This window comes from Roseateles sp. P5_B10, assembly GCF_056400485.1.
Map to the genome: position 1 here is coordinate 1 of NZ_JBFULE010001665.1, position 566 is coordinate 566.

Genomic DNA, 566 nt, shown 5'->3' on the forward strand with positions numbered 1-566 from the left:
CCCCCATAGCGTGCAGACAATGCCGGCGTATTGATCGTGGCATCGGCAATGACGGCGGCAACGCGTTTCAGACAGTCGTCGCCGGCTTGGTGGCCGTTGCTGTCATTGTAGCCTTTGAAGTTGTCGACGTCGATCAAAAGCACCGACATCTCGTCGTGCTGTTCAAAGGCGCGGCGCAGAAAGCCGTCGAGCGTGCGGCGGTTAGCGAGCCCCGTCAGCCCGTCAGTGGTCGCGAGTTCGGCGAGCTTTGTATTCAACGACGTCAACTCGTCCTGCATGCTTTTCCGAAGGGTGACGTCGCGTAGCACGCCTACGATTTCGACCTTGTCGCGATCGATCTCGCGGGTGGCCAGTTTGAAGTTAACCTCCACCCAAGCGAGCGATTGGTCGTCACGATAAGTCCGAAAAATCACGGTGCGGTTCGCCGTGAGATCTTTCAATTGCGCGCTGGCCGCCTTCACGGCTTCGACATCTTCCGGATGCACCAGTTCGAAGCAGGAGCGCCCGAGCAGATCTTTCGGACTATGCCCCAAAACGAATTCGACCGAATGCGAGACGAAGACGAT

General features: G+C 58.0%; 1 protein-coding gene. It reads right to left on the reverse strand.

All coding sequences use genetic code 11. From position 1 onward, the window contains the following. Window positions 1-566, reverse strand: a 566-nt coding sequence (locus tag AC1DU6_RS35210; RefSeq protein ID WP_477863206.1) for a sensor domain-containing diguanylate cyclase, incomplete at both ends; no start/stop codon positions are given.